The organism is Kitasatospora sp. NPDC056327 (assembly GCF_042261735.1).
In the GTDB taxonomy this organism is placed as follows: domain Bacteria; phylum Actinomycetota; class Actinomycetes; order Streptomycetales; family Streptomycetaceae; genus Kitasatospora.
Map to the genome: position 1 here is coordinate 14811 of NZ_JBHJRC010000074.1, position 15455 is coordinate 30265.

Genomic DNA, 15455 nt, shown 5'->3' on the forward strand with positions numbered 1-15455 from the left:
GGCGGGAGTGCCGCCCCGCCAACGGCCGTGCCGTGCGCGGCGGGTGCGCTACGGCAGGCCGAGCAGCCGGGCCACCGCGCGCGCGGCCCCGGGACCGTCCGCGTGGACGGTGGTGATGCCCAGCTCCTCGGCCGGCCCCAGGTTCGGGAAGTGGTCGTCGACGAAGACGCACGCCCCGCCCGGCAGGCCGAGCCGCTCCAGGGTGAGCCGGTAGATGCCGGGGTCCGGTTTGGCCAGGCCCACCTCGCCGCTGATCACCCGCACGTCGAAGAGGTCCCAGACGCCGGTGACGGTGTACGGGTTGTAGGGGTCGAGGCCGTAGGAGTTGGAGAGCAGCGCGACGGAGAGGCCCGCCGCACGGGCCGCGCGCACCAGCCCGACCATCGCGGGGGCGGCCCGCACCCCGGCGTGGGCGCGGCCCATGAGGTCCTCGGGCTCGACGCCGGCGCCGATCAGCTCCGCGGTGCGCCGGTTCCACTCCCGCTGCGACAGCCGGCCGAGTTCGAGTTCCCCGTACAGCGCCCGCCCCGCCGGGTCGTCCACCAGGGCGCGCCGCCAGCTGTCCGCCGGCAGGCCCTGCCGGGCGCACCACTCGCGCACGGACGCGCCGAGCGGTGTGGTCAGCACACCCGCGAAGTCCACGATCAGGCCCCGGTAGGGCGGCGTCCGCCCGTCCGCGCCCCGGCCGGCCGGGGTCATCCGGCCACCGCCCCGCGCGGGCGGCGGCGGACGGCGCGGGCCCGGCCGCGGCGGCCGGCGGCGCCCCCGCCGCGGCCCTCCTGCTCGACCCGGCCGTCGCCGGTCACCCGCAGGGCGACCGGGGCGGTGCCGGCGGAAACGGCACCGGCGAGGCCGAGAACCGCACCGTCGCCGGCCCGCGCCGGCTCGTGGAGATCACGGATGGTCACCCGGCCCAACCTACTGGACGCCCCGGCCGGAGTCCGCGGAACGGAAACCTCACCGCTTCCCGGGTCCGGACCTCGGTGAAGTCCGGGAGGATCCGGTGGAGTTCGTCGGCCGTGAAGGCGAGCCCGCCGGTCGGCCGTCCGTCGTGGTCACGCCGCGGCGCGATCGTACCGGGTACCCCGGGGCAGGTGCTGTCGCCCGTGCCGTGACGGATCCCGGATGCCGAACCCGTGACCCGGCGGCCGCCCTCTTCCGCCGCCCGGCCGCCGGCGAGGCATGCGGGAGCGCCGGTCGGGGGTAGTAGTAGGGCGGGGGCGCGCGGGTGCACGCCCCCGCCGGGGTGGGACGGGGCCGCACGGCGGCCGGCCCGTGGCGCGGGACCGAGACGAGGGGACGGGACGAGATGTCCGCCGACGAAACGCAGTGGGACGACGCCGTCGCGCGCGGACTGGGCTTCCTGCAGAGGTCGCTGGGGCCCGACGGCCTGCCGTCCGCGCGGCCCGGCCTCGACCCGGAGCTGCGCACGCCGCTCACCGGTGCCGAGGCGCGCCGGCGCCTGCTCGTCAAGCACGGGGTGGACCTCGGGTTCGATCCGGACCGTGAGGGCTTCTCCGCGATGTGGGGCCTGGCGCTGCTGCGGCCGGACGCCGAACGGCCCGAGGAGCGCGCGCTGGTGGCCGCACTGGCGGCACAGGTCGCCCGCTACCGCGAACCGTCCGCCGAGCGCTACCGCGCCTTCCCGCCCGGCCTGCCGTTCCCCGCCGACACCGACAGCACCGCCGTCGCGCTGTCCGGGCTGGCCCGGCACGGGCTGCTCTCCCCGGAACGGCTCGCCGACACCGCCCGGGAGCTGCTGGACACCCGTTTCGGCCCGGACGACGGCCCGGTCCCCGCCTACTGGGAGGACAGCGACCCGACGGCCTCGCGCGGGCGCGGGTTCGACGCCGTCGCCGCCGCCAACATCCTGTTCGCGCTCCATCTCCCGGGCCCGGCTGGTCTGTTGCCGCACCCGGCGGCCGAGGCGACGCTCCGGTACGTCCACGAGCACCTGAACGGCCCGCGCACCGGCACCCGGCACTACGCCTCCCCGGAGGCCTTCCTGCACTCCGCCGCCCGGGCCGCCACCGTCGTTCCCGGGCTGGCCGCCCCGGCCCGGCGGGCGGTCGAGCACGTCACCACCCAGTTCGCCGACACCCCGTTCGAGCTGGCGCTGCTGGTGCTCGCCGACGAGTACGCCGGTCTCACCGCCGAACTGCCCGAGCGGCGGCGCCGACTGGCGGCGGCGCAGCTCCCGGACGGCTCCTGGCCGGCCGCCGGGTACTTCCGGTTCGGGCGGCTGCCGCTGCACTTCGGCTCGCCGCACCTCAGCACGCTGTTCGCGCTGCGCGCCCTGCGTCCGGAGACGGCGCCGCAGGCGTGAGCGGCCCGCTCCGGGGCGCGCGTCACGGCCCCGGAGCGGCACCGCCTCCGCCGCATCACGGCCCCGGCGAGGCGGCCCCGCCGTCGCACAGGCGGCGCAGCAGCCTGTCCAGGTCCAGCCGGGTGCGCTCCCGCCCGGTCGGCACGAGCCGTTCGGTGCGGGCGAGGAAGGCGCGGACGGGCTCGGCCGGGGCGCGCAGCAGCACGCTGCCCTCCTCGCCGGTGAGGGTGATGAAGACCGATCCGGCGCACGACCCGACGCCCGGATGGACCGAGACGCTGCCGATCCCGGACCGGGCGCGCAGACCACCGGCGAGCAGCTCGCGGGCGAACACCCAGGTGATGGGCGTGGCGGAGTCGACGTGGTTGTCGAGGGCGACGGCGTAGGGATCGGCCGTGTGGTAGCGCAGCCGGGCGGGGACGGAGACGGTCAGGCCGGGGCGGACGACGACCCGGAGGTCGAGCGCGAGGACGCAGCCCTCGCCCGCGGCGCGCTGCGGGGGAACGCGCGGGGTCTCGTGGACCATCACCGCCCCCGGGCGGCGGTCGGGGCGGAACAGGGCACCGGAAGGGCGGCACGGGCTCGCAGAATCGTTTCTTCACAACCGCGACGGGCGGCAAGGTCTGGGCTCACGACAGGAACAACGAGCCACTCCGGGTTCGGCAACCCGCACCGGGGCCCGGTCACCTCGGCGGCCCACGGCGACGGCCCCGCCCGGCCGTTCGCCACCGGGTCCTCCACCGGATCCGGCCCGGCCCGCGCACGCGCCGCGGGCACGCGCCACGTGTACGTAACAACCCATCAACAACCGCCCCACCCCGGGCGGGAGGTGCACCGGGCGAGCGCCTACCGTGGGCCCCGGAAAGGGGACCACATGACCGCCAACTCGCCCGTGCCGCAGGGCAACCGCTGCCTCCTCGACCCCGCCCGCCCGTTCTCCGAACGGGTCGCCCGGCTGATCCGTTCCTGGGAGGACGACGGCCGGGCCGACTACCGACTGGTCGACGGGCGGGCACTGCTCGCCCTCTACTGCTGGCACCTGGACGCCACCCGCCGCGGCACCGCCGGCGGCGACCCCGCCACCACGGCCTACGTCGCCGCCGCCTTCGCCGCCAACGGGGGCACGGACGGCTGGGACGCGCTGCTGCGCGAACGGGCCGACTGCACCTGCCACGGCCAGAGCTGGCGGCTGGAGAACATCTCGATCTGTCTCGGCTGCCTGCGCTACGTGTGCTACCGGGTCGACGGCCCCTGCTGCCCCGACGCCCGCATCGTCGGCTGAGACCGGCGGGCCGGGGCACGGGCCGGACGGACGGCGCCGGGGCCGGTGAGGCGGGCCGGCCGGCGTCAGTCCCGCCCCGCCCCCTCCTCCTCCCCCGTCAGCAGCCCGGCCAGCAGTGCGGCGGGCCCCTCCGGCAGGGCGCCGTGGACGAGTTCCGTCCGGTGCACCAGCCGCGGCGCACGCACCGGCACGGCCGTCACCCCCGGCGCACCCGCCGGGACGGCGGCGGGCAGCAGCGCCAGCCCGTGTCCGGCGGCGACCAGGACGAGCAGCCCGCGCACATCGGTCCCCAGGTAGCGGGCGGCGGGCCGGTAGCCGTCGACGGCGGTGGCGGCCCGCAGCCGGGCCGCGGTCGGCGCCAGGGCGGGCGCGTCCAGCCAGCGGGCGGCGGACAGGTCGGCGAGGTCCAGACCGGACCGCCCCGCGAGCGGATGCCCGGCCGGCACGGCGACGGCGAGCGGCTGCTCCGCGACGGCGACGGTCGCCAGCGGGCCGACGTCCGGGAGCGGCAGCGGGTCGCTGGGGGCGGCCGGGCCGTCGACGAGCGCGAGATCGACGGTGCCGGTGGCGACCTCGGCGGGCAGGGCGTCCTGGGCGACCACCCGCACCGTCAGGTCCACCGCCGGATGAACCAGGCGCACCCGGGCGAGGGCGCGCCCCAGTTCCGCCCCGACCGCCAGCGGAGTGACCCCGACCGTGAGACGGGCGCTCGCGGCACCCGCCAGGCGCGCGATGTCGGCGCGCGCCGCGTCGATCCTCAGCAGCAGCGCGGAGGCGTGCTCCAGCAACCGCGCGCCCGCCTGCGTCGGGCCGACCGGCCGGCGGTGCAGCACTGCCGTGCCGAGGTCCGTCTCCAGCGCGGCGATCTGCTGGGAGACCGCGGACTGGGTGTAGCCGAGCTCACGGGCCGCCTCGGAGAACGAGCCCAGCCGGACCACGGCGACGAAGGTCCGCAACTGCTGCGGCTCCACGCACCATCACCTCCACTGATCGAAGGGTAAGGAATCATCGTTGGCACTGATCCCGCACCGGCGGTCAGGATAGCCGCATGACGCACCCCACCCCCCGCCTCGCCCTCGTCGGCGACCGCTCGGCCGCCGTCCGCTCGCACGCCCGGATCCCTTCCCTGCTCGACGCGCTCGCCGGCCGCGAACAGCTCGTCCTCGACGCCTACTGGATCCCCACCGGGGACGCCGCGGCCCCCGGCGCGCTCGACGGCTTCGACGCGGTCTGGCTGCTGCCCGGCAGCCCCTACCGCAGCGAGGACGGCGCCGTGGCCGCCGTCCGCACCGCCCGCGAACGGCGCATACCCTTCCTCGGCACCTGCGCGGGCTTCCAGCACGCCGTCCTGGAGTACGCCCGCCACGTCTGCGGGATCGGCCGCGCCGCCCACGGCGAGAGCCACCCCGGGGAGGAGGACCTGGTGATCGTGCCGCTCAGCTGCTCGCTCGTCGGACACGAGGGCGCCATCCGTCCGACGCCGGGCTCGCTGGCCGAACACGTCCTCGGCGCGGCGCGCACGACCGAGCGGTACCACTGCGCGTACGGGCTGAACGAGGCCTACCTGGAGCGGCTGCGGGCGGGCGGCCTGCGGTTCACGGGCGCGGACGACTCGGGCGAGCCGCGGATCCTGGAGCTGGCCGCACGGGAGCACCCGTTCTTCCTGGCCGCGCTGTTCCAGCCGGAGCTGGCGGGGGACGGCACCCGGGCCCACCCGATGATCCGCGCCTTCGCCGCCGCCGCGGTCGCCCACGCCGCCGGCCTCCCGGAGGCGGCACCCGCGGCCGGCTGAGCGGCGGCCGGCCGGACCGCCGGGGACCGTCCGCGACGGCCCTCGGCGGCGGCCCTCAGCGCCGGGCGGCCAACTGCTCCCACACCGCGGCGACCCGGGGCGCCAGCTCCTCCAGCGTCCCGCTGTTGTCGATCACCAGGTCCGCGATCGCCAGCCGGTCGGCCCGGCTCGCCTGGGCGGCCATCCGGGAGCGGGCCTCCTCCTCGGTCATGCCGCGCAGCCGGACCAGCCGCCCGATCCGTACCTCGTCCGCCGCGTCGACCACCACCACCAGGTCGTACAGCGGTCCGAGCCCGTTCTCGGCCAGCAGCGGGACGTCGTGCACCACCACCGCGTCCGGTGCGGCCGCCGCCTCCAGCTCGGCGGACCGCGCCCGGACCAGCGGGTGGACGATCGCGTTCAGCGCCCGGAGCCGCTCCGGGTCGGCGAAGACGACCGCGCCGAGCGCCGGGCGGTCCAGCGAACCGTCCGCCGCCAGCACACCCGCGCCGAACTCGGCGGCCACGGCCGCGAGGCCGTCCGTGCCGGGGGCGACCACCTCGCGGGCGATCACGTCGGAGTCCACGATCACCGCTCCGTGCGCGGCCAGCAGCCGCGACACCTCGCTCTTGCCGGCACCGATGCCGCCCGTCAGTCCGATCTTCAGCATGCCGTCAGGCTACCGGCGCGTACCGGGCGCCCGGCAAGGACCGGCCCGCCGCAGGGCGTTCAGCCCAGGTCGAGGCTCTCGCCCTCGCCCAGGGTCAGCAGCTCCGTACCGGTGCCCGGGCCGCCGGGTCCGACCAGCCGGGTGTGCACGGCGAGGCCGGCCGGGCTGAGCACCGCGTCGTGCACCGGGACGGCCTGCCGCGGCCCGGCCTCGCGCACGTAGTCCACCAGCTCGGCGACCTTGGTCCACGGTCCGGCGATCGGCAGCAGCAGGGTGTCCACCGGGTCCGGCGGCACGGTCAGCGCGTCACCGGGGTGGAACAGCCGCCCGTCGAGGAGGAAGCCGATGTTGCGCACCCGGGGGATCTCCGGGTGGATGACCGCGTGCCACTCCCCGTGCACCGAGATCCCGATCCCGCCGACCTCGAAGGCGTCGTCCTCACCGACCGCGGTCACCCGCCGGGCCACGCCGTCCAGCGTCCGCGCCACGTCCGGGTTGGTCCACACCCGCAGCCCCGGGTCCGCCTCCAGCGCGGCCCGCAGCCGGGCCTCCTCGAAGTGGTCGGCGTGCTCGTGGGTGATCAGGACGGCGTCCGCACCCGCCAGGGCGGCGGGGTCGGTGAACGATCCGGGGTCGACGACGACGGTCGTCCCCCCGTGCTGGACGCGTACGCAGGCATGTCCGAACTTGGTGATCCGCATGGCTCAGCACGGTACTCCGGCACCACCCTCACGTCCCGGTGCCGACCAGCTCCTGCGCGGGCCGCTGGACCGGCAGCACGGCCGGCCCGATGTCCGGCAGGTCGACGTGCTCGCTGAGCCCGAAGCGGTCGTGCAGCCGGCGCAGCGGGGCCGGGGCCCACCAGTTGAACTCACCGAAGAAGCTCATCGCCGCGGGCACCAGCAGGCAGCGCACCAGGGTGGCGTCCACGGCCACCGCGACGGCCAGCGCGATGCCCATCTGCTTGACCATCAGCATGTCGCCGAGGGCGAACCCGGCGAAGACGATCACCATCAGCAGCGCCGCCGAGGTGATGATCCGGCCGCTGCGCTGGACGCCCAGCTCCACCGCCCGGGTGCAGCTGTGGCCCTTGTCCCGGAGTTCCTTGATCCGGGCGAGCAGGAAGACCTCGTAGTCCATCGACAGACCGAAGGCGAAGGCGAACACCAGGACCGGGATGAAGGTCTCCAGCCCGCCGGTCGGGCTGAACCCGAGCGCCCCGCTGAACCAGCCGTCCTGGAAGACCAGGGTGAGCGCGCCGAGCGAGGCGCCCAGGGAGAGCAGGTTCATCAGCAGGGCCTTGACCGGCAGCACCAGCGACCCGGTCATCAGGAAGAGCAGGATCAGGGTGCCGAGGGCCACGAGGCCGAGCGCGATCGGGCCCCGGGTGAGCAGTTCGTCCTGGAAGTCGACCACCGAGGCCGCCCCGCCGGTCACGTGGGTGGTGAGCCCGCCCCGGTCGGCGCGCAGCTCCTCCACCACCTGCTTGGCCTGCCCGCCCTGCGGGTCGCCGTGCACCAGCACGTCGATGGTGGAGACGGTGTCGCTCACCGGGGTGACGGCGCGCACGCCGCTGACGCCGGGCAGCTGGGCCACCACGTCGTCCGCGTACGCCTGGGCGACCGTCGCACCGCTCTCCACGACCACCGTGACCGGGGCGGCCGAGGCCTGCGGGAAGCGCTGGTCGATCGTCTCGGCGACCTGCCGGCCGGCCGAGGAGGCGGGCAGCACGGCCGCACCGGAGTTGCGCATGTCGGCGTGCAGGAACGGCGCGCCCGCGGCCATCAGCAGCGCGGTGCAGACGAGCGCGACGGGCACCGCCCGCTTCTGGACCCGGCGCACGGTCCGGCTGAAGAAGCCCTCGTCCGGGACGGGCGCGGTGGGCGTCCTGATCCGGGGCCCGGCGAAGCCGAGCAGCGCGGGGATCAGGGTGAGCGCGGCGGCGACCGCGATCACCACGACGCTGACCCCGGCCGCGGCGACGGCGCCGAGCACCGGGCTGGTGAAGACGAACAGGCCGGAGAGCGCGACGGCGACGGTCAGTCCGGAGAAGGCGACGGTGCGGCCCGCCGTGGCGGCGGTCCGTTCGACGGCGGCGGCGATCGACGCACCGTGACCGCGTTCCTCGCGGAAACGGTTCACCATGAGCAGCGCGTAGTCGATGGACAGGCCGAGGCCCAGCACGGTCGCGATCGGCAGCACACTGGTGTCGATGTCCATGATCCGGCTGAAGCCGAACATGGCCAGCAGAGCCCCGCCCACCGAGGCGACGGCGCCGATCACCGGCAGGCTCGCGGCGGCCAGCCCTCCGAAGACCAGGACCATGACGATCAGGGTCACCGGCAGGGTGACGATCTCGCCGAACCTGGTGTCCTTCTCGGTCTGCTTCTTGACCTCGTCCTGGAGCACCAGGTCGCCGCCGACGGTCACCTTCGCGCCGTCGGCCTGAATGGCGGAAAGCCGCTGGGTCACGGCGGTGGTCTGGGCCGACGTGCCGCCGTCGGACATCCGCACCGAGATCAGGCTCGCGGTGCCGTCGGCCGAGCGCAGCGCGGCGGAGCCCGGGCCCGGCCCGTAGGCGTCGGCGGCCGAGGAGACCCCGGGGAGGGCGGCGATCTCGGCGGTGGCGCGGGTCACGGCGTCCCGGACGGCCGCGTCGTCCACGGGCCGGCCGTCCACCACCGCGGTGACGGTGCCCGTCGCCGGGTCGGCGGCGGTGACGACGGCGCTGCCGCGGTCCGCCTCGGCGGCGGAGGAGGAGGCGCCGGCCACCGAGCCCTCGAAGACCCGCCCGCCGATCAGCACGCCTATGACCAGGACCACCGCCCAGAAACCGAGCACCCAGCGCCGCTGCCGGTAGCAGAACCGGCCGAGGGCGGCGAGGCGTCCGGCGACCCGGGGATCGGCGGACGGGCGGGGGGAGGCAGGAGCGGAAGTCACGGCGGAGCGACGGCGCATGTGCGGGGGGTGCCTAGCGTGCGGGGCCGGGTGAGCGGCCCATCGGGCAACTCCCCCCAAGGTAGGTCCTTGGTCCCGAATCACCCAGAGGGAATGGATGAGCCCCTTATCACAAAAATTCTCCGCATAAGGAATAAATAATGAAGGTCGAAAAACAATGAACCCCGCCCGGAAATCGGGCGGGGTTCATCGATGACGCTATGCGCTAGTCACGCACCTGCGGGCCGGAGCTTCAGCTCTGGCCGCCGGCCAGCTTCTCGCGCAGGGCGGCCAGGGCCTCGTCCGAGGCCAGGGCGCCGGAGCCCTCGTCGCTGCTGGACGAGTAGGAGCCACCGGCGGCGGCGGCGACGGCGTCGCCACCCTCGGCAGCGGCCTCCGCGTCGGCCTCGCGGCTCTTGATGACCTGGGCCTGGTGCTGCTCGAAGCGGGACTGGGCCTCGGCGTACTGCCGCTCCCACTCCTCACGCTGCTTCTCGTAGCCCGCCAGCCAGTCGTTGGCCTCGGGGTCGAAGCCCTCGGGGTAGATGTAGTTGCCCTGGTCGTCGTAGGACGCGGCCATGCCGTAGAGGGTCGGGTCGAACTCGACCTCGGCCGGGTTGGCACCCAGCGCCTCGTTGGCCTGCTTCAGCGAGAGGCTGATGCGGCGGCGCTCCAGGTCGATGTCGATGACCTTGACGAAGATCTCGTCGCCGACCTGCACGACCTGCTCCGGGATCTCGACGTGGCGCTCGGCCAGCTCGGAGATGTGGACCAGACCCTCGATGCCCTCGTCCACGCGGACGAACGCACCGAACGGAACCAGCTTGGTGACCTTACCCGGGACGACCTGGCCGATCTGGTGGGTCCGGGCGAACTGCTGCCACGGGTCCTCCTGGGTCGCCTTCAGCGACAGGGAGACGCGCTCGCGGTCCATGTCGACGTCGAGGACCTCGACGGTGACCTCCTGGCCGACCTCGACGACCTCGGACGGGTGGTCGATGTGCTTCCAGGACAGCTCGGAGACGTGGACGAGACCGTCGACGCCACCCAGGTCCACGAAGGCACCGAAGTTGACGATCGAGGAGACGACGCCGGAGCGCACCTGACCCTTCTGGAGGGTGGTGAGGAAGGTCTGGCGGACCTCGCTCTGGGTCTGCTCCAGCCAGGCACGGCGGGACAGGACCACGTTGTTGCGGTTCTTGTCCAGCTCGATGATCTTGGCTTCGAGCTCCTTGCCCACGTAGGGCTGGAGGTCGCGGACGCGGCGCATCTCGACGAGCGAGGCCGGCAGGAAGCCACGGAGGCCGATGTCGAGGATGAGACCACCCTTGACGACCTCGATGACGGTACCGGTGACGATGCCGTCCTCTTCCTTGATCTTCTCGATCGTGCCCCAGGCACGCTCGTACTGAGCGCGCTTCTTGGACAGGATGAGACGACCCTCCTTGTCCTCCTTCTGGAGAACCAGGGCCTCGATGTTGTCGCCCACGGCGACGACCTCGTGCGGGTCGACGTCGTGCTTGATCGAGAGCTCGCGGGACGGGATGACGCCCTCGGTCTTGTAACCGATGTCGAGGAGAACCTCGTCACGGTCGACCTTCACGATGACGCCCTCGACGATGTCGCCATCGTTGAAGTACTTGATGGTCTCGTCAATCGCGGCGAGGAAGGCCTCCGCGTCGCCGATGTCGTTGACCGCGACCTGCGGGGTGGTGCTGAGGGAGGAGTCGGTGGGGCTCGTCATTAGGAAAAGGGCTCCGGTACGGACATGAAGTCGTAGGTAATGCCGCGCGGGGGGCCCGTATCGCTCCCACCGAAAGCCGGACAGCCAAGAACACGGCGCACCGGTGTTCCCGCATACACGGGAGAATCGGCGTCCGTCTTGCGACCGTGGGGTCTTCGACAGATGCGAGCGCGACCTGCTCCGTCCGAGGCGCGCAGGCCCGCAGCGCAACTTGTAGCATACGGGGACGGCCAGGCACGGTCAACGCCAACAACGGCAAGACGGTGGAGCCCGACACGGAACAGGCCATATCCTCCGATTGCGCACCTCATGGGTGGCGGCCGCAGGGGACCTCTCCCCGGATGCCACCGCCAGGACACCGGACCTCTCGGACCGGTGCGCGACAGCGGCGCTTCCGCAGACCACACCCTACGCGATGGGCCTTCTCACCGTGACCGGCACCCCCCTCCCCGACCCGCATGATCTTGACGAGGACGGCGACGACGCGGTAAGGCGGACCGCCGGCACCGGCGAGAGCAGCCGCGCCAGCCGCCACTGGTGGGACCGCAACGCGGACGAATACCAGGACGAACACGGCGAGTTCCTCGGTGACGACCGCTTCACCTGGTGCCCCGAGGGCCTCGACGAGGCCGACGCCCGGCTGCTCGGCGACGTCGCCGGCCGCAGCGTGCTGGAGATCGGCGCCGGCGCCGCCCAGTGCTCCCGCTGGCTGGCCGGCCGGGGCGCCCGCCCGGTCGCCCTCGACATCTCGCACCGCCAGCTCCAGCACTCCCTGCGGATCGACCTCGCCCGCGGCAGCGCACCCGTCCCCGTCGTCCAGGCCGACGCCGCCGTCCTGCCCTTCGCCGACGCCTCCTTCGACCTCGCCTGCTCCGCCTACGGCGCCGTCCCGTTCAGCGCCGACACCGCCGCGCTGATGCGCGAGGTGCACCGGGTGCTGCGGCCCGGCGGGCGCTGGGTCTTCTCGGTCACCCACCCGATCCGCTGGGCCTTCCCCGACGAGCCCGGCGTCGAGGGCCTCACGGCCGTCGCCTCCTACTTCGACCGCACCCCCTACGTCGAGCAGGACGAGGCGGGCCGCGCCACCTACGTCGAGCACCACCGCACCGTCGGCGACCGGGTCCGCGAACTCGTCGCCGCCGGCTTCCGGCTGGTCGACCTCGTCGAGCCCGAGTGGCCGGACGGTCACGAGCAGGAGTGGGGCGGCTGGTCGCCGCTGCGCGGGCGGCTGCTGCCCGGCACCGCCGTCTTCGTCACCGAGCGGGCCTGACGCGTGCACCCTTCCTGGCGCGAACTGCCCGTCCGCACCGCCCTGCCCGCCCTGCACCGGGCGCTCGGCGAGCACGGCACCGCCGTCCTCGCCGCCCCGCCCGGCACCGGCAAGACCACCCTGGTGCCGCTCGCCCTGGCCGGCCTGCTCGACGACGGCGCCCCCGTGCGCCGGGTGCTGGTCGCCGAACCGCGCCGGCTCGCCGTCCGGGCCGCCGCCCGGCGGATGGCCTGGCTGCTCGGCTCGGCCGTGGGCGCGGAGGTCGGCCTCACCGTGCGCGGCGAGCGGAAGGCGGGCCCCCGGACCGTGGTCGAGGTGGTCACCACCGGCGTGCTGCTCCAGCGGCTCCAGCGAGACCAGGAACTGTCCGGCGTCGACGTGGTGCTCCTCGACGAGTGCCACGAACGGCACCTGGACGCCGACACCGCGCTCGCCTTCCTGCTCGACGTCCGCGCCGCCCTGCGGCCCGACCTGCGGATCGTCTGCGCCTCCGCCACCTCCGACACCGCCGCCTGGGCCGAACTGCTCGGCGGGGCACCGGTGGTCGAGGCGCACGGCGTCTCGCACCCGGTGGAGACGGTCTGGGCGCCGCCCGCCCGCGCCGTGCGGCCCGCGCACGGGACCCGGGTGGACTACGCGCTGCTCGACCACGTCGCGGCGGTGGTGCGGCGGGCGCTCGCCGAGCGGGAGGGCGACGTGCTCTGCTTCCTGCCCGGCGTCGGCGAGATCGCCCGGGTCGCCGGACAGCTGGGCGGCGTGCCGGCGGACGTCCTGCAACTGCACGGCCGGGCCCCGCAGGCCGTCCAGGACGCCGCGCTGACCCCCGCGGAGGGGCGGCGCGTCGTACTGGCCACCGCCGTCGCCGAGTCCTCGCTCACCGTGCCCGGGGTGCGGGTCGTGGTGGACGCCGGACTCGCCCGCGAACCCCGCACCGACCACGCCCGCGGCCTGGCCGCCCTGGTCACCGTCCGCGCCTCGCTCGCCGCCGCCCGCCAGCGGGCCGGCCGGGCCGGGCGGGAGGCCCCCGGCACCGTCTACCGCTGCTGGCACGAGGCCGAGGACGCCCTCGCCGCGCCGTACCCCACCCCCGAGATCGCCCTCGCCGACCTGACGTCCTTCGCCCTCCAGGCCGCCTGCTGGGGCGACCCGGACGCCACCGGGCTCGCCCTGCCCGACCGGCCCCCGGCGGGCGCGATGGCGGCCGCCCGGCAGACGCTGCTCGCGCTCGGCGCGGTCTCCGCCGACGGGCGGGCGACGCCGCGCGGGACACGGCTCGCCCGCACCGGGCTGCACCCCCGGCTGGGGCGGGCCCTGGTGGACGGCGCGCCCGCGGTGGGCGCCCGCCGGGCGGCCGAGGTGGTCGCGCTGCTGTCGGAGGAGCCGCCGCGCGCCATGGGGGACGACCTCGGCGCGGTGCGACGCGCGGTGAAGGACTCCCGCGACCCCTACGCGGGACGCTGGCGCGAGGAGGTCCGCCGCCTCCTGCGCGCCGCCTCCGACGAACCCGCCACCGCGCTGGACGACGCCACCGCCGTCGGGCTGGTCGTCGCCCTGGCCTTCCCCGAGCGGATCGCCCGCGCGCGGGTGGAACGGCCCGCCCCGGGCGAGCGCAGCCCCTACCTGATGGCCTCGGGGACGGCGGCCGAACTCGCCCCCGGCACCGTGCTGGGCACCCTGCCCTGGCTCGCGGTAGCCGTCGCCGACCGGCCCGCCGGCGCGCACTCGGCCCGGGTGCTGCTCGCCGCCGCGCTGGACGAGGACACCGCCCGCCGGGCCGGCGCGGCGCTGCTGGCCACCCGCGCCGAGGTCCACTGGGACACCCGGCGCGGCGACATCGTCTCCCGCCGGGTGGAGTCGCTGGGCGCCGTGGAGCTCGCCGGGAAGCCCCTCACGAACCCCGACCGGGCCCTCGTCCGCGCCGCCCTCCTCGAAGGCCTGGCCCGCGAGGGCGTCGGTGCGCTGCTGACCTTCCCGTCCAACCTGCGCGAGCGGCTGGCGTTCCTGCACACGGCCATCGGCGCCCCCTGGCCCGACGTCTCCGACGCGGCCCTGCTGGACCGCGCCGAGGAGTGGCTGGAGCCCGAACTCTCCCGCGCCCGCCGCCGCGCCGACCTGGCCCGCCTCGACACGACCGCCGCCCTCCAGCGCCTCCTCCCCTGGGCGAGCGGACAGGCCGGCCGCTTGGACGAACTCGCCCCGGAACGCGTCACCGTGCCCACCGGCTCGAAGATCCGGGTCGACTACAGCACCGAACGGCCGGTACTGGCCGTCAAGTTGCAGGAGCTCTTCGGCTGGAGGGCAACCCCGGCGCTGGCCGGCGGCCGCACACCGCTGACCATCCACCTCCTCTCCCCCGCCGGCCGCACCGCCGCCATCACGGGAGACCTGGCGTCCTTCTGGCACAACGGCTACCCCGCCGTCCGCGCCGACCTGAGAGGCCGCTACCCCCGCCACCCCTGGCCCGAGGACCCGACCACGGCGCAGCCCACGAAGCGCACCAACGCAAGGAAGTGAAGCCGCAGCCGGAAGCGGGGCCACGGCCGACCGCCCCGAAGGGCCGTCGGGGCTTGCCGACACATTGCTCGACTGGTTCGTCCGCACGCCCTCCGACGAAGGAGCCCTCCGTCCCGGAGGCCGGAACGGCTAGCGCACCACGGGAATCACTCCCGAACGCCAGTCGGCCAGGCGCCTGCGGATGTTGGACACCATCGGCAGCCCGTCCGTCTCGACCGGGGTGAACCACGCCACCTCGTGGGATTCGTCGGACACCCGCAACTCCCCGCCGAGCGGACGCCCGAGGAGGCAGATCGAGAACTCCTGCCGGACCTCGCCGTCGTCGTACGCGAAGACGTGCCGGGGGTCGGTGTAGGTGCCGACGATCCCGGTGATCTCGATGTCGATGCCGGTCTCCTCCCGCGTCTCACGGATTCCGCACCCCGCGATCGACTCCCCGAGGTCCATCCGGCCGCCGGGCAGGGCCCACATCCCGTTGTCGGTGCGGCGCTGGAGGAGGACGCGGCCCGCGTCGTCCACGACGACCACGGACGCGGCCGGGACCAAGGAGTTCACCTCGGGAGCATCGGGGTCGTCCTCGTAGTCACGCCTGGCCACGGTGCACCGCTTCCGCCGTCGTAGTCATCCGCACATCGCACCCATCCACCCCAAAGTCCTCGGCGTGACCGGCGAAGCGGTCACGCACACCGTTGTCCCGGGGCGTTTGAAGTACATCACCGGAGCGTGGCAGCCGACCCCACCGGCATCGAGGCCCCCGCCGCCCCTCGGCCGGAGGACGCCAATGCCGCGGAATCCACCAGACGCACCCGCGCAAGGAAGTAGATCTCAGGAGGGAACCCGGGTCCCGCCGCCCCGGCCACCGGCGGCGGGGGCCCCCGTGGGGGCGGGGTGTTATAAACCAAAACCAGCCCCCCAGACCAATAACAAAAGGGGTTTGCGGC

At 74.9% G+C, this 15455-nt stretch carries 14 protein-coding genes; 5 read left to right on the plus strand and 9 right to left on the minus strand.

Annotated elements, in window-relative coordinates; all coding sequences use genetic code 11:
- Positions 1-48 precede the first annotated feature (48 nt).
- The gene (locus ACFCX4_RS13725) at positions 49-699 is read right to left on the minus strand and encodes an HAD-IA family hydrolase (RefSeq protein WP_376141750.1); all 651 of its coding nucleotides are present in this window, start codon (positions 697-699) and stop codon (positions 49-51) included.
- Positions 696-908: a hypothetical protein gene (locus ACFCX4_RS13730; protein WP_376141753.1), complete on the minus strand. Its 213-nt coding sequence runs from the start codon at positions 906-908 to the stop codon at positions 696-698. Before ACFCX4_RS13730 ends, ACFCX4_RS13725 begins: the two co-directional genes overlap by 4 nt.
- A 401-nt stretch (positions 909-1309) precedes the next feature.
- Here ACFCX4_RS13730 and ACFCX4_RS13735 point away from each other — a divergent pair, with 401 nt between their 5' ends.
- Positions 1310-2326 carry a hypothetical protein gene (locus tag ACFCX4_RS13735; protein ID WP_376141756.1) on the plus strand — a complete coding sequence of 339 codons (1017 nt, stop codon included), beginning with the start codon at positions 1310-1312 and terminating at the stop codon, positions 2324-2326.
- A 55-nt stretch (positions 2327-2381) separates the two neighbouring features.
- Here ACFCX4_RS13735 and ACFCX4_RS13740 read toward each other — a convergent pair whose 3' ends face one another.
- Positions 2382-2852 carry an SsgA family sporulation/cell division regulator gene (locus ACFCX4_RS13740; protein ID WP_376141760.1) on the minus strand — a complete coding sequence of 157 codons (471 nt, stop codon included), beginning with the start codon at positions 2850-2852 and terminating at the stop codon, positions 2382-2384.
- A gap of 348 nt (positions 2853-3200) precedes the next feature.
- On the opposite strand from ACFCX4_RS13740, the gene ACFCX4_RS13745 reads away from it, so the two are divergent.
- Positions 3201-3608 (plus strand): hypothetical protein, encoded by a 408-nt coding sequence (locus ACFCX4_RS13745; RefSeq protein WP_376141763.1) that lies wholly within the window; start codon positions 3201-3203, stop codon positions 3606-3608.
- A gap of 65 nt (positions 3609-3673) precedes the next feature.
- Here ACFCX4_RS13745 and ACFCX4_RS13750 read toward each other — a convergent pair whose 3' ends face one another.
- Positions 3674-4579 carry a LysR family transcriptional regulator gene (locus ACFCX4_RS13750; protein ID WP_376141766.1) on the minus strand — a complete coding sequence of 302 codons (906 nt, stop codon included), beginning with the start codon at positions 4577-4579 and terminating at the stop codon, positions 3674-3676.
- A gap of 77 nt (positions 4580-4656) precedes the next feature.
- Between ACFCX4_RS13750 and ACFCX4_RS13755 the strand changes: the two genes are divergently transcribed.
- Positions 4657-5400, plus strand: coding sequence for a hypothetical protein (locus tag ACFCX4_RS13755; RefSeq protein WP_376141769.1), 744 nt, complete (start codon positions 4657-4659; stop codon positions 5398-5400).
- A 55-nt stretch (positions 5401-5455) separates the two neighbouring features.
- Here the strand turns inward: ACFCX4_RS13755 and coaE are convergent, their stop codons facing one another.
- From coaE to rpsA, 4 genes are all read right to left on the minus strand, one after another.
- The gene (gene coaE / locus ACFCX4_RS13760) at positions 5456-6049 is read right to left on the minus strand and encodes a dephospho-CoA kinase (RefSeq protein ID WP_376141772.1); all 594 of its coding nucleotides are present in this window, start codon (positions 6047-6049) and stop codon (positions 5456-5458) included.
- A gap of 59 nt (positions 6050-6108) precedes the next feature.
- Positions 6109-6750 (minus strand): MBL fold metallo-hydrolase, encoded by a 642-nt coding sequence (locus tag ACFCX4_RS13765; RefSeq protein WP_376141775.1) that lies wholly within the window; start codon positions 6748-6750, stop codon positions 6109-6111.
- Positions 6751-6778: 28 nt separating this feature from the next.
- A complete protein-coding gene (locus ACFCX4_RS13770) occupies positions 6779-8989 on the minus strand; it encodes an MMPL family transporter (RefSeq protein ID WP_376141778.1) in 2211 nt (736 codons plus the stop codon).
- A 250-nt stretch (positions 8990-9239) separates the two neighbouring features.
- A complete protein-coding gene (rpsA, locus tag ACFCX4_RS13775; RefSeq protein ID WP_344342887.1) occupies positions 9240-10730 on the minus strand; it encodes a 30S ribosomal protein S1 in 1491 nt (496 codons plus the stop codon).
- Between the two features lie 415 nt (positions 10731-11145).
- Here rpsA and ACFCX4_RS13780 point away from each other — a divergent pair, with 415 nt between their 5' ends.
- Both ACFCX4_RS13780 and hrpB read left to right on the plus strand, forming a co-directional pair.
- Positions 11146-12000, plus strand: a complete 855-nt coding sequence (locus ACFCX4_RS13780; RefSeq protein ID WP_376141781.1) for a class I SAM-dependent methyltransferase — start codon at positions 11146-11148, stop codon at positions 11998-12000.
- Positions 12001-12003: 3 nt separating this feature from the next.
- On the plus strand, positions 12004-14514 hold the full coding sequence (hrpB, locus tag ACFCX4_RS13785; RefSeq protein WP_376141784.1) for an ATP-dependent helicase HrpB: 2511 nt from the start codon (positions 12004-12006) through the stop codon (positions 14512-14514).
- 129 nt (positions 14515-14643) lie between these two features.
- On the opposite strand, the gene ACFCX4_RS13790 is transcribed toward hrpB, so the two are convergent.
- A complete protein-coding gene (locus tag ACFCX4_RS13790) occupies positions 14644-15111 on the minus strand; it encodes an NUDIX domain-containing protein (protein WP_376141787.1) in 468 nt (155 codons plus the stop codon).
- Positions 15112-15455: the final 344 nt, after the last annotated feature.

Bases quoted from the DNA above. Each gene is read 5' to 3' on its own strand.
- ACFCX4_RS13745 (WP_376141763.1), top strand. From the start codon at position 3,201: ATGACCGCCAACTCGCCCGTGCCGCAGGGCAACCGCTGCCTCCTCGAC.
- ACFCX4_RS13755 (WP_376141769.1), top strand. From the start codon at position 4,657: ATGACGCACCCCACCCCCCGCCTCGCCCTCGTCGGCGACCGCTCGGCC.
- ACFCX4_RS13765 (WP_376141775.1), bottom strand. From the start codon at position 6,750: ATGCGGATCACCAAGTTCGGACATGCCTGCGTACGCGTCCAGCACGGG.
- rpsA (WP_344342887.1), bottom strand. From the start codon at position 10,730: ATGACGAGCCCCACCGACTCCTCCCTCAGCACCACCCCGCAGGTCGCG.
- ACFCX4_RS13740 (WP_376141760.1), bottom strand. From the start codon at position 2,852: ATGGTCCACGAGACCCCGCGCGTTCCCCCGCAGCGCGCCGCGGGCGAG.
- ACFCX4_RS13780 (WP_376141781.1), top strand. From the start codon at position 11,146: ATGGGCCTTCTCACCGTGACCGGCACCCCCCTCCCCGACCCGCATGAT.
- ACFCX4_RS13735 (WP_376141756.1), top strand. From the start codon at position 1,310: ATGTCCGCCGACGAAACGCAGTGGGACGACGCCGTCGCGCGCGGACTG.
- coaE (WP_376141772.1), bottom strand. From the start codon at position 6,049: ATGCTGAAGATCGGACTGACGGGCGGCATCGGTGCCGGCAAGAGCGAG.
- ACFCX4_RS13725 (WP_376141750.1), bottom strand. From the start codon at position 699: ATGACCCCGGCCGGCCGGGGCGCGGACGGGCGGACGCCGCCCTACCGG.